Source organism: Mycobacterium sp. RTGN4 (assembly GCF_033804635.1).
Taxonomy (GTDB): domain Bacteria; phylum Actinomycetota; class Actinomycetes; order Mycobacteriales; family Mycobacteriaceae; genus Mycobacterium.
Genome location: NZ_JAPZLB010000018.1, coordinates 39,632 through 61,244, shown reverse-complemented (window position 1 = coordinate 61,244; position 21,613 = coordinate 39,632). Strand labels below are relative to the sequence as shown.

General features: G+C 66.8%; 24 protein-coding genes and 1 tRNA gene. 11 read left to right on the top strand and 14 right to left on the bottom strand.

Annotated features, from left to right (window positions below; genetic code table 11):
• Positions 1 to 6: 6 nt before the first annotated feature.
• The gene (locus tag SLQ30_RS28910; RefSeq protein ID WP_319450388.1) at positions 7 to 873 is read right to left on the bottom strand and encodes an amidohydrolase family protein; all 867 of its coding nucleotides are present in this window, start codon (positions 871 to 873) and stop codon (positions 7 to 9) included.
• A gap of 290 nt (positions 874 to 1,163) precedes the next feature.
• On the opposite strand from SLQ30_RS28910, the gene SLQ30_RS28905 reads away from it, so the two are divergent.
• The 3 genes from SLQ30_RS28905 (at position 1,164) to SLQ30_RS28895 (ending at position 2,931) form a co-directional block, all read left to right on the top strand.
• The gene (locus tag SLQ30_RS28905) at positions 1,164 to 1,745 is read left to right on the top strand and encodes a TetR family transcriptional regulator (RefSeq protein ID WP_319450389.1); all 582 of its coding nucleotides are present in this window, start codon (positions 1,164 to 1,166) and stop codon (positions 1,743 to 1,745) included.
• Between the two features lie 68 nt (positions 1,746 to 1,813).
• Positions 1,814 to 2,218, top strand: a complete 405-nt coding sequence (locus SLQ30_RS28900; protein ID WP_319450390.1) for a nuclear transport factor 2 family protein — start codon at positions 1,814 to 1,816, stop codon at positions 2,216 to 2,218.
• Positions 2,219 to 2,238: 20 nt separating this feature from the next.
• A complete protein-coding gene (locus SLQ30_RS28895) occupies positions 2,239 to 2,931 on the top strand; it encodes a helix-turn-helix transcriptional regulator (RefSeq protein ID WP_319450391.1) in 693 nt (230 codons plus the stop codon).
• A gap of 63 nt (positions 2,932 to 2,994) precedes the next feature.
• On the opposite strand, the gene SLQ30_RS28890 is transcribed toward SLQ30_RS28895, so the two are convergent.
• A tRNA-Tyr gene (locus tag SLQ30_RS28890) sits at positions 2,995 to 3,077 on the bottom strand.
• Positions 3,078 to 3,180: 103 nt separating this feature from the next.
• Here SLQ30_RS28890 and SLQ30_RS28885 point away from each other — a divergent pair.
• The 3 genes from SLQ30_RS28885 (at position 3,181) to SLQ30_RS28875 (ending at position 5,429) form a co-directional block, all read left to right on the top strand.
• Positions 3,181 to 3,672, top strand: a complete 492-nt coding sequence (locus SLQ30_RS28885) for a YajQ family cyclic di-GMP-binding protein (RefSeq protein ID WP_319450392.1) — start codon at positions 3,181 to 3,183, stop codon at positions 3,670 to 3,672.
• 88 nt (positions 3,673 to 3,760) lie between these two features.
• Entirely contained in the window at positions 3,761 to 4,348 is a 588-nt protein-coding gene (locus tag SLQ30_RS28880; protein ID WP_319450393.1) for a hypothetical protein, read from the top strand.
• Positions 4,349 to 4,403: 55 nt separating this feature from the next.
• The gene (locus tag SLQ30_RS28875) at positions 4,404 to 5,429 is read left to right on the top strand and encodes an NAD(P)H-dependent glycerol-3-phosphate dehydrogenase (RefSeq protein ID WP_319450394.1); all 1,026 of its coding nucleotides are present in this window, start codon (positions 4,404 to 4,406) and stop codon (positions 5,427 to 5,429) included.
• 5 nt (positions 5,430 to 5,434) lie between these two features.
• On the opposite strand, the gene SLQ30_RS28870 is transcribed toward SLQ30_RS28875, so the two are convergent.
• From SLQ30_RS28870 to grcC1, 3 genes are all read right to left on the bottom strand, one after another.
• Entirely contained in the window at positions 5,435 to 5,980 is a 546-nt protein-coding gene (locus SLQ30_RS28870; protein WP_319450395.1) for a hypothetical protein, read from the bottom strand.
• Between the two features lie 214 nt (positions 5,981 to 6,194).
• Entirely contained in the window at positions 6,195 to 7,073 is an 879-nt protein-coding gene (gene htpX / locus SLQ30_RS28865) for a zinc metalloprotease HtpX (RefSeq protein WP_319450396.1), read from the bottom strand.
• A gap of 76 nt (positions 7,074 to 7,149) precedes the next feature.
• On the bottom strand, positions 7,150 to 8,157 hold the full coding sequence (gene grcC1 / locus SLQ30_RS28860) for a nonaprenyl/(2E,6E)-farnesyl/geranylgeranyl diphosphat synthase (RefSeq protein WP_319450397.1): 1,008 nt from the start codon (positions 8,155 to 8,157) through the stop codon (positions 7,150 to 7,152).
• Between the two features lie 21 nt (positions 8,158 to 8,178).
• Between grcC1 and menJ the strand changes: the two genes are divergently transcribed.
• A complete protein-coding gene (gene menJ, locus SLQ30_RS28855) occupies positions 8,179 to 9,399 on the top strand; it encodes a menaquinone reductase (RefSeq protein ID WP_319450398.1) in 1,221 nt (406 codons plus the stop codon).
• An 85-nt stretch (positions 9,400 to 9,484) separates the two neighbouring features.
• On the top strand, positions 9,485 to 10,018 hold the full coding sequence (locus tag SLQ30_RS28850) for a hypothetical protein (protein ID WP_319450399.1): 534 nt from the start codon (positions 9,485 to 9,487) through the stop codon (positions 10,016 to 10,018).
• A 7-nt stretch (positions 10,019 to 10,025) separates the two neighbouring features.
• On the opposite strand, the gene SLQ30_RS28845 is transcribed toward SLQ30_RS28850, so the two are convergent.
• Positions 10,026 to 10,712 (bottom strand): demethylmenaquinone methyltransferase, encoded by a 687-nt coding sequence (locus SLQ30_RS28845; RefSeq protein ID WP_319450400.1) that lies wholly within the window; start codon positions 10,710 to 10,712, stop codon positions 10,026 to 10,028.
• A 93-nt stretch (positions 10,713 to 10,805) separates the two neighbouring features.
• Here SLQ30_RS28845 and SLQ30_RS28840 point away from each other — a divergent pair, with 93 nt between their 5' ends.
• Entirely contained in the window at positions 10,806 to 11,630 is an 825-nt protein-coding gene (locus SLQ30_RS28840; RefSeq protein WP_319450401.1) for an SDR family oxidoreductase, read from the top strand.
• Between the two features lie 11 nt (positions 11,631 to 11,641).
• Here SLQ30_RS28840 and SLQ30_RS28835 read toward each other — a convergent pair whose 3' ends face one another.
• Positions 11,642 to 12,769 carry a glycosyltransferase family 1 protein gene (locus SLQ30_RS28835; protein WP_319450402.1) on the bottom strand — a complete coding sequence of 376 codons (1,128 nt, stop codon included), beginning with the start codon at positions 12,767 to 12,769 and terminating at the stop codon, positions 11,642 to 11,644.
• Between the two features lie 122 nt (positions 12,770 to 12,891).
• Here SLQ30_RS28835 and SLQ30_RS28830 point away from each other — a divergent pair, with 122 nt between their 5' ends.
• Complete coding sequence (locus tag SLQ30_RS28830) at positions 12,892 to 13,587, top strand: DsbA family protein (protein WP_319450403.1); 696 nt, start codon at positions 12,892 to 12,894, stop codon at positions 13,585 to 13,587.
• On the opposite strand, the gene SLQ30_RS28825 is transcribed toward SLQ30_RS28830, so the two are convergent.
• The 5 genes from SLQ30_RS28825 to SLQ30_RS28805 form a co-directional block, all read right to left on the bottom strand.
• Positions 13,548 to 14,084, bottom strand: a complete 537-nt coding sequence (locus tag SLQ30_RS28825; protein WP_319450404.1) for a DUF3592 domain-containing protein — start codon at positions 14,082 to 14,084, stop codon at positions 13,548 to 13,550. The two genes, SLQ30_RS28830 and SLQ30_RS28825, sit on opposite strands and share 40 nt — an antisense overlap.
• Positions 14,081 to 15,706: a 2-succinyl-5-enolpyruvyl-6-hydroxy-3-cyclohexene-1-carboxylic-acid synthase gene (menD, locus tag SLQ30_RS28820; protein ID WP_319450454.1), complete on the bottom strand. Its 1,626-nt coding sequence runs from the start codon at positions 15,704 to 15,706 to the stop codon at positions 14,081 to 14,083. Before menD ends, SLQ30_RS28825 begins: the two co-directional genes overlap by 4 nt.
• Positions 15,707 to 15,767: 61 nt before the next feature.
• The gene (locus SLQ30_RS28815; RefSeq protein ID WP_319450405.1) at positions 15,768 to 16,550 is read right to left on the bottom strand and encodes an alpha/beta hydrolase; all 783 of its coding nucleotides are present in this window, start codon (positions 16,548 to 16,550) and stop codon (positions 15,768 to 15,770) included.
• Between the two features lie 47 nt (positions 16,551 to 16,597).
• Positions 16,598 to 17,335: a DJ-1/PfpI family protein gene (locus SLQ30_RS28810; RefSeq protein ID WP_319450406.1), complete on the bottom strand. Its 738-nt coding sequence runs from the start codon at positions 17,333 to 17,335 to the stop codon at positions 16,598 to 16,600.
• A gap of 10 nt (positions 17,336 to 17,345) precedes the next feature.
• Entirely contained in the window at positions 17,346 to 18,341 is a 996-nt protein-coding gene (locus tag SLQ30_RS28805; RefSeq protein WP_413468210.1) for a GlxA family transcriptional regulator, read from the bottom strand.
• A gap of 53 nt (positions 18,342 to 18,394) precedes the next feature.
• On the opposite strand from SLQ30_RS28805, the gene SLQ30_RS28800 reads away from it, so the two are divergent.
• Positions 18,395 to 19,078: a DsbA family protein gene (locus SLQ30_RS28800; protein WP_319450408.1), complete on the top strand. Its 684-nt coding sequence runs from the start codon at positions 18,395 to 18,397 to the stop codon at positions 19,076 to 19,078.
• Here SLQ30_RS28800 and SLQ30_RS28795 read toward each other — a convergent pair.
• Together SLQ30_RS28795 and SLQ30_RS28790 are read right to left on the bottom strand one after the other, a co-directional pair.
• Positions 19,071 to 20,033, bottom strand: a complete 963-nt coding sequence (locus tag SLQ30_RS28795; RefSeq protein ID WP_319450455.1) for an o-succinylbenzoate synthase — start codon at positions 20,031 to 20,033, stop codon at positions 19,071 to 19,073. The genes SLQ30_RS28800 and SLQ30_RS28795 overlap by 8 nt on opposite strands.
• Positions 20,034 to 20,038: 5 nt before the next feature.
• Complete coding sequence (locus SLQ30_RS28790; protein WP_319450409.1) at positions 20,039 to 21,601, bottom strand: long-chain-fatty-acid--CoA ligase; 1,563 nt, start codon at positions 21,599 to 21,601, stop codon at positions 20,039 to 20,041.
• Positions 21,602 to 21,613 lie beyond the last annotated feature (12 nt).

Below are 21,613 nucleotides of genomic sequence, written 5' to 3'. Positions count from 1 at the left end.
CGAGCGTCAGCCCTTCAGTCCGAGGATGCGGGCGGCGTTGCCGTAAAGGAACTTCGGCCAGACCTCGTCCTTGAAGGCGACCTTGGGCATGTCGCTGAAGATGCGCTCCAGCGACAAGCCCATGGGGAAGTAACCGGCATAGATGATCTTGTCCGCGCCCCGCGAGTTGGCGTAGTCGATGATCGCCTTCGGGTAGTACTTGGGCGCGAACGCCGACGTTGAGTAGTACAGGTTGGGCCACTTCAACATCAGCTTCACCGCGAGCTCTTCCCAGGGTTCACAGCCGTGTCGCGTCACGAACACCAGCTCCGGGAAGTCGAACATCACCACGTCTATCCGTGAAACCTCTTGCGGTGCAAAAGGAATACGTGGACCCGGCACACCGGCACAGACGAAGATGGGGATGCCGAGCTCCACGCAGGTGGCATAGATCGGATACATCTTGGGGTCGTCGATGGGCACCTGCGGGAACGTTCCCGAGGGGAAGACCGACGTCGCCCGGATCCCGAACTGCTCGTACTCTCGGCGCAGCGCGTTCACCGAACCCATCACGTCGTTCGGATCGACGATCGCACCCGAAGGAATGAAGCGATCGGGAAACGTCTTCAAAGCCAGCTCGGCAGAGTCTTCCCCCACGCCGATCATGGCCTGCTCGATGTTGAACCGATCCATCTGCTGGAGCAACAGCGACACCGGATCGTCGGTCGGCAAGCCCTTCGGCACGTCCTTGAACATGTACTCGACCGGGAAGTCGAAGTCTTCCTTGGACTCGCGGTCCTTGGTCTGCTTGCGGATGAAGTCGTACTGAGCGGTCCCCGCGTGCGGGAATCCGATCATCGTGTCGATCACCGGCAGACCAACGGGTCCGGCCATGGCGTCCTCCGATCATGCGGGGCGGGCTTCACACACCAGCTACTGACAGCACAATTATTGAAACACGGTTCTACTTACTTCGTGAAATTCGCCCCTGCCAACAGGCGGAACCCCATAGATTCCCATGTGGAGGGCTACCATCCCAGGAAGTACGAGAGAAGTTGGTTCTCGAACATCGATCAGATCGCCGTTCGAGTCGAGCGGGAGGTGGACCGTTGAACACGCCCGATACCGGCATCGCGGCACGAGGAACATCCGGTGGTGAGAGCACCGTGGTTGCACTAGCGGACATGACGAGCAACCAGTTGATCCGCCGGGCTCGAATCCTCGAAGAGGTGATCGAATTGATCGCCGACGTGGGCGCCGACGCGGTTCAGATGCGTGACGTCGCCCAAAGATCGGGCGTGGCACTGGCCACGGTGTATCGGTACTTCAGTTCGAAGGACCATCTTCTGGCGGTGGCCTTGGAGGACTGGCAAAAGCGACTAACTAGGCGCATCAATGCATCCGCCGGCAAGGCACCGGCCGATCCCGTGCCGGGCGTGCTCGACTATCTACAGCGGGCCCTGCGCGCCTTTCACCGCAACCCCGAGATGACCGCGCTGATGCTCAAAACGGTCACCTCAACCGATCCGCACGCAACGTCAGCGATCGATCACATGAACCAAAACAACGTCGAGATGTTCAGTCGCCTTCTCGATGGCGTTGCCCCAGCAGACATTCCGTTCATCACCTTCGGTCTCAACGCGGCACTGAGCAGTGCACTCGTCGCGTTGCTGACTCGCAAGTTGTCGTTGGACGAATCCCTAGGCCGAGTCGAGTGGGTCGCACGCGCGCTTTTGACGGAGGGCCGTCTTTCGCAGGCCCGGTGACAAGCGACTTCACGTGGCACGTGAAACACCGACATACCGTTGTCGCGCCGGTGTCTGACGCTGGCGGCATGAACAAAAACGAGAACATGGTTGTTACGAACTCGGTTGCTGCGGATGCGGCGCTCGCGGTGTGGTTGGAGATGTGGAACACAGACAGTGAGATCGCGCGTCGGATCTGCAGCGACGATTTCCGGATTCACTTCCTGAACTCCGCTCAGGATGGGTCGAACCCGGGCGACCAAGTGCTGGGCGCGGAGAGTTTCGCTCGGTTCCTCGATCGGTGGCGCGAGCAGCATCCGGATGTGGTGTTCACCGCGGTCACGCGGGCCGTGGACGGCGCACACGGGCGGATGCTGTGGAACATGCAGGTCGGGGAAGTCGCTGCGGGCGGGATCGATGTCTTCGACTTCACCGAGGATGGGCTGATCCGCGAGGTGTGGTCGGTGAACGGGAACCGCGCGCACCTCACCTGAGACCGGGCAGACTGAAATTCGTGAGGAGAGCCGAGCGGTTGTACGCGCTGGTCGACCTGCTGCGGGGATCACGCCGGCCGTTCTCGGCCGCTCGGCTCTCGGAGGAGTTCGAGGTGTCGAAGCGCACCATTGAGCGTGACATCCAGTCGCTTCAGCTTGCGGGGGTCCCGATCTACGCCGATTACGGGGCGTCGGGCGGGTATTCGATCCTGCGGGAACACTCCCTGCCGCCGCTGAATCTCACGGTGCCAGAGTCGCTGGCGGTGCTCGCGGGGCTTGGGTTACTGGAGACCTCGCCGTATGGTTCGGCGGCGCGTCGGGCGCGGGCGAAGGTCCTCGCGATCAGCCGCGAGGATCAGCTCGCGCCAGTCGACGAGGCGTTGGCGTCAATGTTCGTCATCGACGCCCAGTCGCCGTCCGAGGCGGCGACGTCACTGATTCCCGAGGCGATCGCCGCGCGCCGGGTCGTACGGTTGGAATACACCGCAGAGGACGGCGAGACCCACACCACCCGTGACGTGGAGGCGATGGGTCTGCTGCGCGGAGGTGATACGTGGCTGTTCGTGGGATGGTGTCGGCTGCGCGAAGGCATCCGCGGATTTCAGCTCCACCGCATCCGGCACCTGGAGATCACCGGAGCGGTTTTTCCCGAACGCGATTCTGCAGTGCTGGACGCGGATCTCTCGCGATGGCGCACTCGGCGACTCGGGTAATCCGTGACAATTCCGGACCCCACAAACGCAGTCAGGCCCCCTCGAAGGGGGGCCTGACGTGTGTGGCAGGTGCAGGATTCGAACCTGCGTAGGCGTAAGCCGACGGATTTACAGTCCGCTCCCATTGGCCGCTCGGGCAACCTGCCTTGCTGCAACCAAATCCCGACCCAGATTTGGTGCGAGTAGCAGGGTACAACGAGGATGGTCCCAAGACGAAAACGCACCACAGCGCAGGGAGGAGCGGATCCAATGGCGGATTCATCATTCGACGTCGTCAGCAAGGCCGATCGCCAGGAGGTCGACAACGCCTTGAACCAGGCGGCCAAGGAGCTATCGACGCGGTTCGACTTCCGCGGCACCGACACCACCATCGAGTGGAAGGGCGACGACGTCATCGAAATCGTCAGTTCCACCGAGGAGCGCGTGAAGGCGGCCGTCGACGTGTTCAAGGAGAAGCTGATCCGCCGCGACATCAGCATGAAGGCCTTCGACGCGGGCGACCCGCAGCCCAGCGGCAAGACCTACAAGGTCAGCGGCACCATCAAGCAGGGCATCGACAGCGAGCAAGCGAAGAAGATCACCAAGCTCATCCGCGACGAGGGTCCCAAGGGTGTCAAGGCGCAGATTCAGGGCGACGAGATTCGCGTCAGCTCAAAGAAGCGCGATGACCTTCAGGCGATCCAAGCCCTGCTGAGGGGCGCCGACCTCGACGTCGCGCTGCAATTCGTCAACTACCGCTGACTACCAAAGGCATTGCTCGCCAACGCAATACCCGCGAGGTGAACTGTCCGCGCAGCGCAGGGTAGTGCGACCGGGATAAGCTCGGTCAGTGGGTCCAGTCGACAAGGTGGCGGAGCGGCGGCAGCAAAGAGCCGATCTCCCACCCGGCTTCGGCAGCGTCGCGCGCGCGAACGGGCTGACGCCACATCCCGCGACCGAGCCGGCCTTCACGAATATGACGTTCCGGGTCGCGCCAGAGCCGTGGTACCGCACGAACGCGGCGAAACTCGCGCTCGTGATCCTTGGCCTCGGTGCCGCCGTCGCGTCACTCGTCGTCCTGCTCTGGCCCAGTTCGACGCCCGAACGTGCGCCTCAGGACGCGGGTAGCACGTCGGCCCCGGCTCCGTCGCCAAGTGCCTCGCCGACGCAATCCGCGCCACCCAGCACCGAGCTGTCGCCTCCTCCCCCTGCGCCGCCACCGCCACCCTCCGCCTCGGCTTCGGCCGACCAGATGGCACCACCGGCCGCGCCGCCCAGGTACTACCCGCCCCAATACGACGCACCGACCCAGAAGAAGCCCCAGACCGACGTGACCCGGGCACCGATGAGCGTCGCCCCTTCGGTCACGGGGCCGCAGGCGCCAAGCGGATCGGCCGTCCCTGGCCAACAACGCAAGCAGCACGGCTTCTTCGGTTGACACCTAACTCGCAAACCCGCCACCACCCACCGCCGTCGGCAATACCCTGATCGACATGGCAGCAGCGCAACGCGAACCCAAAGTCGTCGTCCTCGGTGGAGGCTCGTGGGGCACCACGGTGGCGTCCATTTGCGCAAGGCGCGGGCCGACGCTGCAGTGGGTGCGCTCCGAGGAGACCGCCAACGACATCAACTCCAAGCACCGCAACTCGAAGTACCTCGGCAACGAGGTCGCGCTGTCGCCGACCCTGCAGGCCACCACCGACTTCTCCGAAGCCGCCGACTGCGCCGACGTCATCGTGATGGGCGTGCCGTCGCACGGGTTCCGTGGCGTGCTTGAACAACTCGCCAAGGAGCTACGGCCGTGGGTGCCGGTGGTGTCGCTGGTGAAGGGGCTCGAGCAGGGCACCAACATGCGGATGAGCCAGGTCGTCGACGAGGTACTCCCCGGCCACCCCGCGGGCATCCTCGCCGGACCGAACATCGCCCGCGAGGTCGCCGAGGGCTACGCCGCCGCGGCCGTGCTCGCGATGCCCGACCAGCACCTGGCCGCCAATCTCGCAAACCTGTTCCGCACCCAGCGTTTTCGCACGTACACCACCGACGACGTGGTCGGTGTCGAGATGGCGGGCGCGCTCAAGAACGTCTACGCCATCGCCGTCGGGATGGGCTACTCGTTGGGCATCGGCGAGAACACCCGCGCAATGGTGATGACCCGCGCGGTGGCCGAGATGTCAAAGCTCGGCGTCGCCATGGGTGGCCACCGCGACACGTTCGCCGGGCTGGCCGGCATGGGCGACCTCATCGTCACCTGCACCAGCCAGCGCAGCCGCAACCGTCATGTCGGCGAACAGCTGGGCTCCGGCAAGACGATCGAGGAGATCATCGCCGCCATGAACCAGGTCGCCGAAGGCGTGAAGGCCGCCAGCGTAATCATGGAGTTCGCCGCCGAGTACGGAATCACCATGCCCATCGCCCGCGAGGTCGACGGTGTGGTCAACCACGGGTCCACCGTCGTGGACGCCTACCGCGGACTGGCCGCTGAGCAACCAGGCCACGAGGTGCACGGCTCTGGGTTCTAGCGCCGTCAGTTGGAGTACGGGTTCTTGCCTTCGCCGGTGTTCAGCAGCAGCGGGTTGCTCACGTCGGTGACGTAACTGCCTGCCGGGCTGATGACGAAACCGGCGCCGTCGAAGGAGTTGCTGCAGACCGTCATCGTGCCGTCTGTTCCGCACGACACGTTGCGATAGCCGATGCGAGATCCCGCAGGCAAAGGCTTCGGCGGCGTTTCGAAGACGTACAGCTGGCCGCCCATGCTGGCGAACTGCGGCTGCCCCTGCTGGCCACCGGTCACGACGTTGGCACCGTCTGGCGCGCCGGGAATGGCTCCATTGCACCCGTAGTTTCCGGTCCCGCGGCTAATCATGCAGGTGACGCCGTTGGCGATCGTGAACCCGTAGATCTGCCCGTCCTTCGTCGCGTAGTCCGACGGCGCGACTGGGGTGAATGCGTTGACGTTTGGTAGCGGCGGGGGCGGGGGCGGCCCTGGTTCCGGATCGGCGGTGGCCACACCAGGCACACCGATCACAGCTGCCCCCGCAGCGACCAGGCCGATCAAGATTCTGTTCAGCACCCGCTCACCATAATCCGTGGCATGAACGGACGCAGCGGCACCAGCGCAAAGATCGATGCGGGAGTCGCTCCGTCACTCGGGCCACAGCGTCAGGGGAAGCCACTCGAAGTGCCCGGCTTGGAGCGACACCATCTGCTTGGGGCGATTGTCGCTCCAAGCCGGGCACTTCGAACGTCGCCTGGCGGAGCGACTGGAGTGGCCCGCGAACGACGGCTCAGTAGTTACCCGGACCCCGGCCCGCCATCTGCTCGAGCCGCGCGATGCGGTCCTCGATCGGCGGATGCGTCGAAAACATCTTGCCGATCTTCTCCCCCGACCGGAACGGGTTCGCGATCATCAGGTGCGCCTGATCGGCCAGCTGCGGTTCCGGCGGCAACGGCGCGCGCTGCACGCCCGCGCTGATCTTGCGCAACGCGCTCGCCAGCGCCAGCGGATCGCCCGTCAACTCGGCGCCGGACTGGTCGGCCTGATACTCACGCGAGCGCGACACCGCCATCCTGATGACCGTCGCGGCGATGGGGCCGAGCATCGAAACCAAAAGAATGGCAAAGGGATTGGTGCCGCCGCCCCGGTTGCCGCCGAACATGCTCGCGAAGAACGCGAGATTGGCCAGCGCCGTGATCACCGAGGCCATCGCCCCTGCCACGCATGAGATGAGGATGTCGCGGTTGTAGACGTGCGACAGTTCGTGGCCCAGGACGGCGCGCAGTTCGCGTTCGTCGAGCAGCTGCAGAATGCCAGCGGTGCAGCACACCGCGGCATTGCGCGGGTTGCGTCCGGTGGCGAACGCGTTGGGCGCATCGGTGTCGCTGATGTACAGCCGTGGCATCGGCTGGTGCGCGGTGTTCGCGAGCTCGCGCACGATCTTGTACATCGCAGGCGCCTGCAACTCGTTGACCGGCTGGGCGTGCATCGCCTTCAGCGCCATCTTGTCGCTGTTGAAGTAGACGTACGCGTTCATGCCGAGGGCAAAGAGCACGGCCAGGAACATGATGTTGCGACCGAACAGCGCGCCCACGAACACGATCAGCCCAGAGAACCCCGCCAACAGCAGGAACGTCTTGAGCCGGTTGGCGTGCGGGTGCCAGGTCATCGTTTGCTTCTTCCTTACCGAACTTGGAAAGTCTTCCGCGGACTAAACGCTTGGACTGCCTCCGGAAGTTTCCAAATCAGCCGTGACGATTGACGGTGTAGTCGACGAGGTTGGCCAACGCCTGCCGTCCAGGCCCATCCGGGAGGTTGGCGAGCTCTTCACGTGCCTGCACGGCGTACTTCGCGACCGTTTCCTTGGCCTCTGCGACGCCTCGTGACTTTCGCAACAGTGCCAGCGCCTCGGCGACGTCCTCGTCGGCCTCCACCGGGCCTGCGAGCAGTTCCCGGAGTCGATCGGCGTCGGGACCGGTGTCACGCAGCGCGTACAGCACGGGCAGCGTGTGCACGCCTTCGCGCAGGTCGGTCCCTGGCACCTTGCCCGATTCGTCGGGATCGCTGTCGATGTCGATGATGTCGTCGGAGATCTGAAACGCGGTCCCGACGATGCCGCCGAGCCGGCTCAGCCGCTCGATCTGCTCTTCGTCCGCCCCCGAGAACGTGGCACCGAACCGACCTGACGCGGCGATCAGGCAGGCCGTCTTCTCGTAGACCACCTTGAGGTAGTGCTCGACGGAGTCGACGTGTTCGACGGCGCCGCGGGTCTCCCGCATCTGGCCCGTGACGAGCTGCGCGAAGGTGTCGGCGATGACCAGCACGGCCTCGGGCCCCAGCCGCGACACCAGGCGTGACGCCGTCGCGAACAGATAGTCGCCCGCGAGGATCGCGATGTTGTTGCCCCACCGCGCGTTGGCGCTGTCGGCGCCGCGGCGAACCTGCGCCTCGTCCATCACGTCGTCGTGATACAGCGTCGCCAGATGCACCAACTCGATGACGGCTCCCGCCACGGTGACCTGCCAGGCGTCGGGCTCGGGACCCAATTGCGCAGACAACACCGTGAACAGCGGGCGGAACCGCTTGCCACCGGCCTCGAACAGATGGGAGACCGCCTCTGCCATCAGCTCGTCGGCCTTGCCCAGCTCCGTGGACATGAGGTCCTCGACGCGCGCCACGCCATCGCGTACCTGTGCGGCGAAGTCGGCGTCGCCGAAGTCCACGCCCGCGACCACTGTCGCTGGTGTCTTCATTGCTCCAACATACTGTGAAGCGTGGATCGCAAATCTGACGTGGTGGTGATCGGGGCCGGCCCTGCCGGCTCGGCGGCTGCCGCGTGGGCGGTTCGCAACGGCCGCGACGTGCTGGTCGTCGACTCCGCGGAGTTCCCGAGGGACAAGGCGTGTGGCGACGGGCTGACCCCGCGCGCGGTCGCCGAACTCGAGCTCTTGGGGCTCGGCGAATGGCTCGACGGCCGCATCCGCCATCACGGTTTGCGGATGTCGGGCTTCGGCGCCGACGTCGAGATCGCATGGCCCGGCCCGTCGTTCCCGCCGACCAGCAGCGCCGTCCCACGCACCGAGCTCGACGACCGCATCCGCTCGGTGGCCGCGGACGATGGAGCCAAGATGTTGCTCGGCGTCAAAGCGGTTGACGTCAAACATGATTCAACCGGCCGCGTGTCGAGCGTCGTGCTCGACGACGGCACCGAGCTCGGCTGCCGCGAGTTGATCGTGGCCGACGGCGCCCGCTCGACGCTGGGCCGGGCGCTTGGCCGCGAGTGGCACCGCGAGACCGTCTACGGCACCGCGATCCGCGGCTACATCAAGACGCCACGGGCCAACGAACCCTGGATCACGTCGCACCTCGAACTGCGCTCCCCCGACGGCGACATACTGCCCGGCTATGGCTGGATCTTCCCGCTCGGCAACGGCGAGGTGAACATCGGCGTCGGCGCGCTGGCCACCGCGAAGCGGCCCGCCGATGCCGCGCTGCGGCCGCTGATGTCCTATTACACGGCGTTGCGGCGCGAGGAGTGGGGGTTCACCGGCGAGCCACGGGCCGGGCTGTCCGCGCTGCTGCCGATGGGCGGGGCGGTCTCCGGGGTCGCGGGGCCGAACTGGATGCTGATCGGCGACGCCGCGGCCTGCATAAACCCGCTCAACGGCGAGGGCATCGATTACGGCCTGGAGACCGGCCGGCTGGCCGCCGAATTGCTGGGCACCGGCGACCTGACCGAGGCCTGGCCGGCCGAACTGCGTCGCCACTACGCCCGCGGCTTCTCCGTGGCGCGGAGGCTGGGGCTGCTGCTGACCATCCCGCGCTTCCTGCCCGCGACGGGCCCCATTGCGATGCGTTCGAACTTCCTGATGGGCATCGCGGTGCGGGTGATGGGCAACCTCGTCACCGACGAGGACGCCGACTGGATCGCCCGCGTCTGGCGCAGGGCCGGGGCAGGTTCGCGCCGGCTCGACGGCCGTCCGCCCTTTAGCTGACCATTGAGCGACGGCCAGCTTAAGAGTCGTGAAATGACGGCGTCGCCACAGCGATACGGCTTGGACACGGCGATATGGTCAAGGCATGACCGGCGTAACGTCCGACGCCACGTACGAGTGGGCACACGCCGGATACGACGTGCTGGTCGACGTAGCGCGAAAGCCGAATAGCCACATCACCTATCAGGAAATCGCCGACGCGCTACAGGACACGACCGGCATTCGGGCAGGCGGCGCCACGTGGATCGACACGACCCTGGCGTTGGTCGCCGAGATGTGCGTGCGCAACGGCGAACCGCAGTTGACGGCGCTGGTCGTCGAGGCCGATTCACTGGAAGTGGGCGACGAGTTCGCCATCACCTACTCCATTGCCGGTCAACTGCTTCCGAAGAACTTGCAACGCGCCGCCGCCGAACTGCGCGCCAAGTGCTACGACCACTTCTCCCGGCGTGAGGCGGTCGGGTGGGACCGGACCAAGCTCACGGGCCGAACTGGAACACCGCGCACGCCGCCGGTGCGGGTCTTGTCGAAGCCGAAGCACGAACCCGTCGCTCCCACGGTCTGCGCGCAGTGCCGTCTGGTGTTGCTCCCGAGCGGCCGTTGCGGCTACTGCGACTGAGCCTGCGCTACGGTTTGGTCGCCGCGTGCAGCGCGACGATGCCTCCGGTGAGGTTGCGCCACCGCACCGACGACCAGCCCGCCGCCGAAATCTGTTGCGCCAGTTCGGCTTGGTCGGGCCAGGCCCGGATCGACTCGGCGAGGTACACGTAAGCGTCCGGGTTCGACGACACCGCGGTGGCCATCCGCGGTAGGGCCTGCATGAGGTACTCCTTGTACGCCGTGGCGAACACCCGGTTCGTCGGCGTCGAGAACTCGCACACCACCAACCGACCACCGGGGCGAGTCACACGCGCCATTTCCCGTAGCCCCTCGAGGTACGGGTTGACGTTGCGTAGCCCGAAGCTGATGGTCACCGCGTCGAAGGCCTCATCAGGGAACGGCAGCCGCGTCGCGTCGCCGGCCACCTTGGGCACCGCGCGCGTCGCACCCGCAGCCAGCATGCCCACCGAGAAGTCACACGCCACGCACCATGCCCCAGACTTGCCGAGTTCGACCGTCGACACCGCGGTACCCGCAGCCAGGTCGAGCACGGCGTCACCGGGCTTGAGCTCGAGGGCTGCCCGGGTGGCGCGTCGCCAGGATCGGTCCTGGCCCAGCGACAGCACGGTGTTGGTCAGGTCGTAGCGCTTGGCCACGCCGTCGAACATCGACGCCACCTCGTGTGGGTTCTTGTCCAACGACGCGCGGTTCACCGGATTAAAGCTACCTGTGAACATTTGCCTTCCGGGAATGGGGAGAGACCGCCAGTGTTGGTACCGCGCAGACATCACGACGGAAGAGGACGCATGGCTGAGAAGGTTTGGTTCATCACGGGGGCATCGCGCGGGTTCGGCCGGGAATGGTCGATCGCCGCCCTCGAGCGGGGCGACAAGGTGGCCGCGACCGCGCGGGACACCGCGACGCTCGACGATCTGGTCGCCAAGTACGGCGACGCGCTGCTCCCACTCAAGCTCGACGTGACCGACCGTGACGCCGATTTCGCCGCGGTCAAGACGGCCCACGACCACTTCGGCAGGCTCGACGTCGTCGTCAACAACGCCGGCTACGGCCACTTCGGCTTCGTCGAGGAACTGACTGAGGCCGAGGCGCGCGACCAACTCGAGACCAACGTCTTCGGCGCGCTGTGGGTCACGCAGGCGGCGCTCCCGTTCCTCCGGGCGCAACGCAGCGGGCACATCATCCAGGTGTCGTCGATCGGCGGCGTCACGGCGTTCCAGAACGTCGGGATCTACCACGCGTCGAAGTGGGCGCTGGAGGGCTTCTCACAGGCGCTGGCGCAGGAGGTCGCGGCCTTCAACATTCACGTCACGCTGATCGAGCCGGGCGGCTTCGACACCGACTGGGCTGGGCCGTCGTCCAAGCGCTCCGCCCCGCTGCCCGATTACAAGGAGGCGCACGAACTGGCCGATCAGTTGCGTAGCCAGCGGACCGCGAAGTCCGGCGACCCCAAGGCTTCCGCGGCGGCCGTGCTCAAGATCGTCGACGCCGAGCAGCCGCCGCTGCGGTGCTTCTTCGGCGAACTACCGCTACAGCTGGCGAAGGCCGACTACGAAAGCCGGCTGAAGGTTTGGGACGAATGGCAGCCGGTCGCGAAGTTGGCCCAGGGCTAGGCCGACGCGCGTTAGGCCACCTTGACGCCGCGCTTGCCGACGACGGCCTCGTAGTGGCCCATCAACTCACCGCACACCGCGGGCCAGGTGCGAGCGAGCACGCTCCGGCGCGCTGCCACCGAGTAACGCTGCCGCTCGGCGAGCAGGTGATCGACGGAAGCCGACAACCGCGCCTCGAAATCCGCTACGGGAAGCAGCAATCCGGTGTGCATGGGCACCACCAGGTCGCGGGGCCCGCCGGCGTCCGGGGCGATGACGGGCAGGCCGGACGCCATGGCTTCCTGGACGGCCTGGCAGAAGGTCTCGTGCTCGCCGGGATGTACGAACACGTCCATGCTCGCGTAGGCGGTCGCTAGCTCGGGCCCGTACAGTGCACCGGTGAAAACCGCTGACGGCATTGCTGATTCGAGCTTCGCCCTGTCGACCCCGTCGCCGACGACCACCAGCTGAATGTCGTCGCGCGCGGCGATCACGGCCAGTCGCTCGACGTGCTTCTCCGGTGCCAACCGTCCGACGAACCCGACGATCGGCTTGCCGTCGGGCGACCACCGCGCCCGCAAGGTCTCGTCGCGGGCCGAAGGGACGTAGCCCGTGACGTCGACTCCACGACCCCAGTGATGTACGCGCGGAATACCATGCTCGACAAGGCTTTCCATCGCCGACGTGGACGGAGCCAGCGTGCGGTCGGCCTTGCCGTGCAGATGCCGCGTCCACGCCCACGCCGCCCGCGCCATCACGCCGACGCCGTAGCTCTCCGCGAAACCCGCGATGTCCGTTTGGAACACCGCGACCGTCGGGACGCCGAGATGCCGCGCGGCGTGCAAACCGCCGTAGCCGAGCAGCGCCGGGGAGGCCAGGTGAACAACGTCGGGGTCGAATCCCCGCAGCACGCCAACCATTCGGGGCCGGGGAATGCCCAGCGGCAACGAGGTGACCTTCGGGAACATCCGCGACGGCACCCGGTGGATGCGAACGCCGTCGTACACCCGGTCGGCCGGAGCCTCACCGCGTGGCGTGTCGGGCGCGATGACGAGCACTTCGTGACCCGTACGCCGGAGGTGCTCGATTACCCGAAGCACCGAGTTGGTGACTCCGTTGACATTCGGCAGGAAACTCTCTGCGACGATCGCAACGCGCACATTGGTAGCGTGCCACCGCCGCCTGTCTGCAAGGTTGCGTACAGGAATACGACACGCAAAGCCTTTGGCCCGGAAGATCGCTGCATACTGGGTGTACTGATGACGTAGCGAAGGGGGGACGGATGCGCCGAACGCCGCTTGTGCTCGCCCTGGCAGCGAGCTTGCTCATCGCCTCCACCGCCTGCACCCAGCAGATCAAGGGCAGCGCGCGGGCCGACCCCGTCAAGGCACCCGTCGCGCTCGTCAAGGACGGCTTCGGCATCAAACTCGGATTCGACGACGCCCCCGTCCAACTGGAGCTCTACACCGAGCCACAGTGCAACCATTGCGCCGACCTGCAAGCCGACTTCGGCGACCGGATGCTGAGCTACATCAATCTGGGCCAACTCGCCCTGACCTACCGGCCGGTGACATTCCTCGACGCCGGCGCCAACCAGCACTCCGAGCGGGTGGCCAACGCGATGTTCGCCGCCGTCTCGCCGCACGGCGGGTCCGGGGATGCGGGCGCCACCAATGCCGGCGAGTTTCAGCACTTCGTCGAGGAGTTGTGGAAGGTGTACGACGCGGGGCCCGACCATCCCGACAACGAGGAAATCGCCAAAATGGCCCGCACCGCGGGCATATCGGCGGCTCAGGTGTCCGACATCGAAGCCGGCAAGCCGGCCGTCGACGTTAAAGACCTGGAGGACAACAACTTCGAGTTCCTCTACGAAATCGACGACATCAGCACGGGCACGCCGACGGTGTACGACCTGAAGAACGACAAGAAGCTCGACGTCTACGACGACAACTGGCTGTCCAAGGTGATGGGATCCTGACGGGCCAGCCTGCGCTGTAGCCACCCCAGCCCCAACACGGCCGCCCCCGCGACCAGCCAACCGACGACCGCGATCGACCCCGCGGGGATGATCGCGAGTGACGCGTTGCGGCCCTGGACGCGAACCAGGTCGGGGTTGGTCCTGTCGTATTCGACGTAAATGCGCATGCCCGTGTCCAATTCGGACGGGTACAGCACCCCGAGCTCCGGCCGATAAGTGACGCGATCCGGTGTGACGAACTCGATCGTCGACCTGCGGGGGCCCGCGTCGAGTACCTCGGCGGCGGCCACCCCCATGTTGGCCTCGATCCGGTTGTCGTTGCGCCAGGCTCCGACCACAAGCAGCAGCGACTGAAACGTCACCAGACATGCGGCGACGACGATGCCCACCCGCACCCGGCGGATGATCCGCTCGGCCTTGGTCTCGGTCGGATCGCCGAACAGATGCGGAAGCGCGCTGTGCCGCAAGGTGTTCAACCACGCGATGATCGACTTCACAGGTCCGCCCTGATCGACGCGTGCAATGCCCGCAGCGACGAGCGGTCGGCCTTCACCTCCAGCACACGCATCCCCTCGAACGGCTCGCTGAGCGCCTCGGCGAGGCCGTCGAGCTCAACCTGTCGACAGTCCACGTGATAGGCGCGGCAGAGCCCGCCCACGTCGACGTCGTGCGGCGTACCGAAGATGCGGGAGGACACGTCGGAGAACCTGGGGTCGCCCTGCTCGAGCAGTTCGAAGATGCCGCCGCCATTGTCGTTGGACACCACGATGGTCAGGCTCTTCGGCGTCGGCTCGGTCGGCCCGATCAACAGTCCGGAACTGTCGTGCACGAACGTCAGGTCACCGATCAGCGCGACCGTGCGGCCACGCGTCGGGTCGTGCGCCAGCGCCGCGCCGATCGCCGTCGACACCGTGCCGTCGATCCCCGCGACGCCGCGGTTCGACCGGACCTTGATGCCCTTCGGGTTCAGCCCGACGAGCGCGACGTCACGCACGGGATTGGACGCCCCGAGCACCAGCTGATCGCCAGCCTTCAGACCCGCCACGACGGTGGCGGCGACGTGCAGGCCGGTCGTCAGCGGATGCGCGGCCAGCTGCGCGCGGACGGTCTCGATGGCGCGGGCGTTGGCGTCGGAGCAGCGCGTCAGCCAGCTCGGATCGGGGCTCCCCGACGTCACCGCGCGGGTACCGGTGGCCTGCGAGTTACCGGATACGTCGGGCCAGCGCGGGCCGGTGGTCAGGGCGAACACCGGCAACGACGGGTCGGCCAGCAGCGCCGACACCGGCCGGTGCAAGGTCGGCCTGCCCAGCATGATGACCTGCTGCGGCCGCAGCGATGGCAGCGCCAACGGGTGCAACGGGTTGGCGGCGGGCGGCGCGGTCGGTTCGGCGACGGTCGGCAACTGCGCGAGGTTCGGGTGCGCGCCCGCGCCGTGCCCCGCGATGACGACCGTGTCCGGCCGAAGGTCGATATCGAGCGGTTGGTCGAACGTCACCGGCGGGCTGTACGTCCACGGCACGCCATCGGGTCGCCCCGGCGCGACGGAACCCAAGGGTGGATCGTCCGTAGCGTCGGGGACCAATGGCTCGCGCAGCGGGATGTCGAACTGCACCGGTCCCGCATTCGCGCTACGCGCACCCGTCGCGGCCGCCAGGACTCGGCACGTGGCCGAGCGCCACTGTGCATTGAGCGCGGCCAGCTTCTCCTGGGCGCCCTCGGCCAGTCCGAGGCTGATGGTGGCGCGCACCTGCGTGCCGAAGAAGCCGAGCTGTTCCATGGTCTGGTTGGCGCCGGTGCCCAACAGTTCGTACGGCCGGTTCGCGCTCAGCACGATCAGCGGTACGCGGGCGTAGTTCGCCTCGGCGACGGCGGGCCCGAGGTTGGCCACTGCCGTGCCCGACGTCATTGCCACGCAGACCGGCGCCCCGGCCGTGACGGCTAGTCCGATCGCGAGGAATCCGGCCGTGCGCTCGTCGATGCGGACGTGCAGCCGGATCCGGCCGGCCCGGTCGGCGTCGGCCAGCGCGAACGCCAACGGCGCGTTGCGCGAACCAGGGCAAAGGACGACGTCGCGAACGCCGCCGCGCACCAGTTCGTCGACGACGATACGAGCCTGCATCGTCGAGGGGTTGACCACCACTACAGCGTGTCATACGCCATCTGAGAGACCCCCGCGCCGACTAGACGCCGGAGCCGAAGAACTCCAGCGCAGCGGCGTTGACGACGTCCGGCCGCTCGATGAAGCCTAGGTGCCCGGTATCGGGTATCTCCAGGTAGCGGCCCTGCGGGATGGCGTCGGCCACCTCGCGGCCCAGGTATGGCGGAAGCAGCAGATCGTCGGCGAAACCGATCACCAACGTCGGCGTCGTAATGCTTCGGTAAGCGGGCAAGCGGTTGTCCGACGGCGCGACGTCGAGCTGTGCGCGCAGCCCGGGCGTCACCTTCGTCGGCCACATCGTGAACATGTCCATCCAGTCGCGCACCACCGTGTCGTTGTTCAACGTGGCAGGCGAGAAGTTCTCCACTAAACGGAGTTTGGCGTCGTATGTCGGGGGCAGTTCGATCCCCGCGTCGAGCATCTCTCGCTCGGCGTTCCTACCGAAGGCGCGCATCTTGTCCTCGCGGCCCCTGGTCGCCATCAACACGGCGGCCGTGACCAACTCCGGTCGCGCCACCATGAGCTCCTGAGCGAGGTACGAGCCCATCGACACCGCCACGATTCGCACCGGTGCGGCGTCGAGCCGCTCGATGAGCGCCACCAGGTCGCCGACCATCTGTTCGGTGGTGAGCCCCGTCGCCTGCTCAGTGGCGCCGATCCCGCGGTTGTCGAACGTGATGACGCGATAGCCCGCGCGCTGGAAGGCGGGTACCTGGTGCAGGTGCCAGGTGCGGCCTGCTCCCCCGCGACCCGCAATGAACAGCACGGGGTCGCCCGAGCCACGGTCGTCGTACGCCAGATTCACGCGGCCGACCCTACCGAACTCCACCTTCCTGCGACTTGTGGAGCAGATCATCCGGTGGAGACGCGCGATCGCTTCTTGCCGCGGGTGCGCGCCACGCGGATGGCCCGATCCCACAGCAGCAGCACCGGCGCCGCGAGCTGGCCCGTCTTGACCATGTCCTTCGACAAGATCGCGGTGGCCGAGGCCTTCGTGGCTGCCGACGCCTTCGACATGTGGCCGGAGTCGAATGGGGGCTGCGGGTCGTATTCGATGACGAGTTGGATGGCCTTGGCCTTGGCCTCTCCGACGATTTGCCCGGCCAGCCACATCGCCATGTCCAACCCGGCGGAAACTCCGGCGCACGTCACGGTCTTACCCTCTTGCACGATGCGTTCATCCCCAACGGGGTTGGCCCCGAACGCCTTCAGCATCGGCACCGCCATCCAGTGCGACGTGGCCCGCTTGCCTTCGAGCAGCCCGGCGGCAGCGAGGATCACCGAGCCCGAGCACACCGACGCCGTCCACGTGGTGGTCGCGTCGACGCGCCGCACCCAGTCGAGCAGCTTCTCGTCGCGCGCATGCTCCATCGTTGTCATGCCACCTGGCACCAAAAGGATGTCCGGAGCAGGAGTTTCGTCCAAGGAGTGGGTGGCGCCGACGACGAGCACGCCGGAGTCGGCGGCGATCGGTCCGGACTCGTGCCAGACGAACCGGACGTCGGCGTCGGGCAGGTTGCGCAGCACCTCGTAGGGACCGATGAAGTCCAGCGCGGTGAAGCCGGGGTACAAGACGATGGCGATCTGCATGAGATGTCTCCTATGCGAAGGTTTTGCGGTACTGGTCGGGCGAGATGCCGACCCGTCGAACGAAGTTGCGCCGCATGGTTTCTGCGGTGCCGAACCCACACCGCGCAGCGATCACGGTGACGGTGTCGTCGGTTTGCACGAGCTGCCTGCGCGCGGCTTCGGTGCGCACGCGTTCCACGTATGCGCCGGGCGCCTCGCCGACCTCGTCGGTGAACACCCGGGTGAAGTGCCTCGGGCTCATCGCGGCCCGCCGGGCGAGCTCGGTCACGCTGTGGGCGGCACCCGGCGCGGTCTCGATGGCCTCCTGCACGTCGCGGATGGGTTCGCGTTTGGCGCGCGGCATCCACACCGGCGCCGCGAACTGCGTCTGCCCGCCGGGCCTCCGCAGGTACATCACCAGCCAGCGGGCGACGGTCTGCGCGACGTCGGTGCCGTAGTCCTCCTCGACGAGCGCCAGCGCCAGGTCGATGCCCGATGTGACGCCCGCCGCCGTCCACACCTTCTCGGAACTGCGCACGAAGATCGGCTCGGGATCGACGTCGACCGACGGATACTCGAGGGCCATTTGCGCCGCGAACGCCCAGTGCGTGGTGGCGGCGCAGCCATCGAGGAGGCCGGCCTCGGCGGCGAGCATCGCACCGTTGCAGACACTGACCACCCGCCGCGCGTTCGGCGCGACCGCTCGAATCCAGTCGATGAGGCGTGCGTCGTCACGGGCGGTGGAGGTTCCGAAGCCGCCGGGCAGCACGACGGTGTCGAACGGTCCCGCGGGATCGGGTAGCGGCTTGGCGGCCAGGTCAAGTCCGGTGCCGGTGCTGACGGGCGCGCCGTCGACGGACGCAAGCGTCACGTGGTAGCCGTCGTCGGTGTGCCCTGCCGCCATCAGGCCAACGGTGGCCCCGGTGAAGACGTCGAACGGCCCGACGAGGTCGAGCGCCTGCACGCCGTCGAACCCCACGACCACCACCGAGCGCTTCACAGTTTCAGTGTCGACCGCGTAGGCCATGTCGTCTACGCCGTTGACCCCACGTATTAGGACACGCACTAGAGTCCGCAGACATGGGCATGCGCAGATTGGCGACCGCGGTCGTCGCGCTGTGCCTGTTATTCACGTCGGTGGGCTGCGCCGCGGTGATTCCCGGGAACGCCGTGGCAGCCAAGCTCGACGCCACGGGCGGCGTGCCACGCTCCGACGACGGCCACGGCGTCGTCCTCGGAACGTCACAGGACGGTGGGGCCGCGGCCATCGACCTGTTCATCGAGCCGCAATGCCCGCACTGCGGCCACTTCGTCGCGGAGTACGGCGATGCGATCGCAAAGAACATCGCGGGCAATCGGCTCGCGGTCACCGTCCGCCCGCTGACGTTCATGGACTACGGATCCGACGACTATTCGGCGCGCGCAACCAACGCCATCTTCCTGGTCGCGGCGGACCAGGCAGCCACGCCCGCGCTGGTGTGGAAGTTCATCCAGGGCCTGTACGCCAGGCTCATGTCGACGGCCTCGCACGCGGACAACGACGGAATCGCCAAGGTGGCCAACGACGTTGGCGTACCGGCGGACACGGTCAACCGCATCGCCGCTGCCGAGCCCCAAGTCAACGGGAACGTGGTGAGCGACGGGAACCTGTCGGTGATGGACGACTACGGCGTCGAACGCGCGACACCCACCATCTACGACACCGTCGGCAAAGACCAAGTCGACTTCGACGATCCGAAGTGGCTCGACAACCTCGTCAAGTAGCAAGCAGCGGGTAGCACGCCGTGATGCGTTCGATCCACCAATCGCGCCGCTCGGGTGCCGCCGCCATCGCAGCCAGTCGCGCCGGATCGGGCGTGACGGCGCCGACCGGCAGGTACCCGTCGACCGGCGGCACGGGCTCGATCACGTCGTCGACGAAGAGCCCACCTGTGCCCAACCCGCATGCATGCCGCAGTTCGGGCAGGCAGGCCGCGGCCAGTAGGCCTCGCGCCATGCCAACGGCCGAATCAAGCGCACTCGAGACCACGATCGGAACGTCGATCTGGGCGGCGATGTCCAGCAGCGGCCGCACCCCGCCCAGCGGGGCCACCTTCAGCACCGCGACGTCGGCGGCGCGCGAACGTACGACGTAGAGCGGATCCTCCGCCTTGCGGATGCTCTCGTCGGCGGCGACCGGAACGGCGATGCGTGCTCTGAGCTCAGCCAGTTCGGGCACCGTCGCGCAGGGCTGTTCCAGGTATTCCAGTGGACCGCCTGCGGTCAGCGCGGCTGCCGCGGCGACGGCCTGCTCGACCGTCCAGCCGCCGTTGGCGTCGACGCGCACCGTCGGCACCAGGGCGCGCACGGCGTCGACCCTGGCGACATCGTCGGCCAGCGTCTGCCCCGGCTCGGCCACCTTGACCTTCGCGGTGCGGGCACCCGGGAAGCGAGCGAGCACCTCCGGCACGCGTTGGGGTGCGACGGCGGGCACGGTGGCATTGATCGGGATGCGATCGCGCACCGGGGTGGGCGCCGCGTGGTAGGCCGCCTCGATCGCCGACGCCAGCCAGTGCGCGGCCTCGGCGGGTTCGTACTCCAGAAAGGCGCCGAACTCACCCCAGCCGAGCGGGCCATCGATGAGCGCCAGCTCGCGAACATCGATGCCGCGGAATCGAACCCGCATCGGGAGCGCGACGACGTGCAATCCGTCGAGCAGGTCGTCCAGCGGTGGGGTCACCACCCCTAGACCTTACGGCCGGCCGCTTCCCAATGCGGCTGGCGCAGATCCTTCTTCAGGATCTTGCCCGTGGGATTGCGTGGCAGCGCATCGACGACGTCGACAGTCCTGGGGCACTTGTACCTGGCCAGCCGCTCGCGGGCGAATGCGATGAGCTCATCCTCGGAGGCCTCACCCTCAAGCGCGACAACGGCTTTCACCGATTCACCCCACTTGTCGTCGGGTACTCCGATGACGGCCACCTCGGCGACCGCGGGGTGTTCGGCCAGCACCCGCTCGACCTCGATCGAGTAGACGTTCTCGCCGCCAGTGATGATCATGTCCTTGAGCCGGTCCTCGACGAAGATGTAGCCGCCGTCGTCGATCCGTCCGATGTCGCCGGTGCGGAACCAGCCGTCGTCGGTCACGGCTTCAGCGGTGGCCTCCGGCCGGTTGTGGTAGCCCTTCATCAATTGCGCTGACCGGAACCACAATTCACCTTGCCCGCCCGTTGGCACGTCTTCGAGGGTGTCGGGATCGACCACCCGCACCTCGGCGTTGGGCACCAGCGTGCCCGCGCTGGACAGCCTTTCCTCGGTGCCCGAGCGATGATCCTCCGGCATCAGGTGGCTGATCACGCCGCACAGTTCGGTCAGCCCGTACGCCTGGATGAAGTCGGTGTTGGGCCAGGCCTTGAGCGCGGCGCGCAGCAGCGGCAACGGCATCGGCGACGCACCGTAGGAATAGGTCTTGAGTGCGCCGAACAACTTGACGGCGTCATCGCCCGACTCCAACACCTTGGCGAGCACGGCGGGCACCAGGAACGTGCGGTTGGCGCCCTGCAGGATCGCGCCGGCCAAGGCCGCACCGTCAACGTCGCGGGTCATGACGCTTGGGATCCCGGTGTGGGTGCCGAGCTGGGCGTACGACGAACCGCCGACGTGGAACAGCGGCATCGACACCATGTTCTTGTCGCCCTCGTCGAACTCGAAACCCTCCTGCCCATTCACGGTGTGCGCGATGAGATTGGCCTGCGTCAGCGCCACGCCCTTGGGCCTGCCGGTGGTGCCCGACGAATACATGATGATGCACACGTCATCGGGTTCGACGGCGGCCGAACGGCTTACGGGTGTCGCCGCCGCCAGCATCGCCTCGTATTCGTCGCCCTCGGCGCCTTCAGGAGTGACCTCGATGACCTGCTCGACATTCGGCAGCTTGTCGCGGATCTTGTCGATCGATCCCTTGAGCTCGGCCCCGACGATCAGCACCTTGGCGCCGGAATCGTTGAGCACGTAGTCCATCTCGTCCACGGCGAGCCGGAAGTTGATGATGGCGTTGGCCGCCCCCAACGAGGCCGCGGCGAATGTCGCCTCGAGGCACGCCGGGTGGTTCTTGTCCAGGAACGCGATGACGTCGCCCCGCTGGACACCGCGTTCGGTCAACGCTCCGGCCAACCGCTGAATCCGGTCGTACCACTGCGCCCACGTCCACGTTCGGCCCAGGTAGGTCATGGCTTCGCCGTCGGGCTTGGTTTGTGCCCAGTGCGCGACGCGTTCGTCGAGGAATTGCGGATCAGGCAGGTCAGACATCAATCGAGCGTG

What these genes read in the sequence shown, in the direction of transcription:
- SLQ30_RS28910 (WP_319450388.1), bottom strand. Translation starts at nt 873, where the DNA reads ATGGCCGGACCCGTTGGTCTGCCGGTGATCGACACGATGATCGGATTC.
- SLQ30_RS28905 (WP_319450389.1), top strand. Translation starts at nt 1,164, where the DNA reads ATGACGAGCAACCAGTTGATCCGCCGGGCTCGAATCCTCGAAGAGGTG.
- SLQ30_RS28900 (WP_319450390.1), top strand. Translation starts at nt 1,814, where the DNA reads ATGAACAAAAACGAGAACATGGTTGTTACGAACTCGGTTGCTGCGGAT.
- SLQ30_RS28885 (WP_319450392.1), top strand. Translation starts at nt 3,181, where the DNA reads ATGGCGGATTCATCATTCGACGTCGTCAGCAAGGCCGATCGCCAGGAG.
- SLQ30_RS28875 (WP_319450394.1), top strand. Translation starts at nt 4,404, where the DNA reads ATGGCAGCAGCGCAACGCGAACCCAAAGTCGTCGTCCTCGGTGGAGGC.
- htpX (WP_319450396.1), bottom strand. Translation starts at nt 7,073, where the DNA reads ATGACCTGGCACCCGCACGCCAACCGGCTCAAGACGTTCCTGCTGTTG.
- grcC1 (WP_319450397.1), bottom strand. Translation starts at nt 8,157, where the DNA reads ATGAAGACACCAGCGACAGTGGTCGCGGGCGTGGACTTCGGCGACGCC.
- SLQ30_RS28850 (WP_319450399.1), top strand. Translation starts at nt 9,485, where the DNA reads ATGACCGGCGTAACGTCCGACGCCACGTACGAGTGGGCACACGCCGGA.
- SLQ30_RS28840 (WP_319450401.1), top strand. Translation starts at nt 10,806, where the DNA reads ATGGCTGAGAAGGTTTGGTTCATCACGGGGGCATCGCGCGGGTTCGGC.
- SLQ30_RS28830 (WP_319450403.1), top strand. Translation starts at nt 12,892, where the DNA reads ATGCGCCGAACGCCGCTTGTGCTCGCCCTGGCAGCGAGCTTGCTCATC.
- menD (WP_319450454.1), bottom strand. Translation starts at nt 15,706, where the DNA reads ATGCAGGCTCGTATCGTCGTCGACGAACTGGTGCGCGGCGGCGTTCGC.
- SLQ30_RS28810 (WP_319450406.1), bottom strand. Translation starts at nt 17,335, where the DNA reads ATGCAGATCGCCATCGTCTTGTACCCCGGCTTCACCGCGCTGGACTTC.
- SLQ30_RS28805 (WP_413468210.1), bottom strand. Translation starts at nt 18,341, where the DNA reads ATGGCCTACGCGGTCGACACTGAAACTGTGAAGCGCTCGGTGGTGGTC.
- SLQ30_RS28800 (WP_319450408.1), top strand. Translation starts at nt 18,395, where the DNA reads ATGGGCATGCGCAGATTGGCGACCGCGGTCGTCGCGCTGTGCCTGTTA.
- SLQ30_RS28790 (WP_319450409.1), bottom strand. Translation starts at nt 21,601, where the DNA reads ATGTCTGACCTGCCTGATCCGCAATTCCTCGACGAACGCGTCGCGCAC.